Consider the following 1,309-nt stretch of genomic DNA (forward strand, 5'->3'; position numbering starts at 1 on the left):
TGAATAGCCCTGGGTTTCGTTCCTAGGTGTTCTCTTGGGAAGCGGTCGCTTTCAAGAGTGATTCGGTTTCAGCGTAATACTCGGTTTCGGCTTCGATCGGGGTCCGGTAATCGAGCTCGGAGTGGAGTCTTTGGTTGTTCCACCACCACACGTATTCCAGGGTTGCCAGTTCGACTTGTTCGACGGTGCGCCACGGCCCACGAGCACGGATCAGCTCCGACTTATAGAGCGCATTGAGGGCCTCGGCCATCGCGTTATCGTAAGAATCCCCGACCGTCCCCGTTGAAGGAACAGCGCCGAGTTCCATGATTCGATCCGTGTAGATCAAAGCCATGTAGTTCGATCCGTGGTCCGAGTGATGCGTTAGACCGGTGAGATCGCCGCCGGCGTCGAAGGCGGCCATGTCCAGTGCTTGCAGCGGCAAGATGTCGGCTTTCAGGGTGGCGGCGACGTTCCAGCCCACGATGCGCCTAGAGAACACATCGGTGACGAACGCGACATAGGCGAAGCCTTGCCAGGTGCGCACATAGGTCACGTCGACGACCCAGAGTCGACGGGGTGCATCGGCTCTGAAGTGTCGCTGCACGAGATCCGTCGGGCGTTTGCCGACCGGGTCGGACTTGGTAGTGAATACCCGTTTCGAACGCTTCACCCCGCGCAGGCCCAAGGATCGCATGAGCCGTCCGGTCTGATCCCTCCCGATCTCCCAACCCTGTCGTTTGAGCAGGCGATGCATTTTCCGGACCCCGTAGACGCCGTAGTTCTCCGCGTGCAACCGAGTGATCTCGCCGCCGATGAGCTGGTCTGACAGGGTTCTGGTGGACGCGGGACGGCGTTTCGCAGCCCGGTATCCGCGGGCGCTGACGAATCCCACCTCAGCTGCTCGCATGGTGCGGCAGACGAGCTCGACCCCGAAGCGATCCTTCATCTTGTCGATGAAGGCGATCATCTCGATGAGGGGCGGCCGAGCTCGGTGGCGAAAAACACGCTCGCAGAGCGGAGGATCTCGTTCGCTTTCTCCAACTCGGCGATCTGCTTCTTCAATCGTTTGATCTCGATCTGCGCCTCCGACGATGTCCCTGGCTCACGGCCGGCATCGATATCGGCACGCTTCTTCCACAACCGCAACGTCTCAGGGTTCACCCCGAGACGACCAGCGACATGGCTAGCGGCAGCGAAATCAGACAGGTGATCGGGTCGAGCCTCGGCAAGCATCCGCAGCGCACGCTCACGAAACTCCGCCGGATAAGGGTTAGTCATAGTTCCATCCTCCAAAAGGAAAGAGCGGAACGATACCCAGGGCGATTCA

The 1,309-nt window shown here is 59.9% G+C and carries 2 protein-coding genes; both read right to left on the bottom strand.

Annotated features, from left to right (window positions below; translation table 11 throughout):
• Positions 1-22: 22 nt before the first annotated feature.
• Positions 23-1,045 carry an IS3 family transposase gene (locus VLI63_RS17615; RefSeq protein ID WP_409158155.1) on the bottom strand — a complete coding sequence of 341 codons (1,023 nt, stop codon included), beginning with the start codon at positions 1,043-1,045 and terminating at the stop codon, positions 23-25.
• Positions 946-1,309: transposase (locus VLI63_RS17620; protein WP_409158154.1), on the bottom strand; the 364-nt coding region annotated here is incomplete at its 5' end. The genes VLI63_RS17620 and VLI63_RS17615, both read right to left, overlap by 100 nt.

Source organism: Lacisediminihabitans sp. H27-G8 (assembly GCF_046156175.1).
Classification (GTDB): Bacteria; Actinomycetota; Actinomycetes; order Actinomycetales; family Microbacteriaceae; genus Lacisediminihabitans.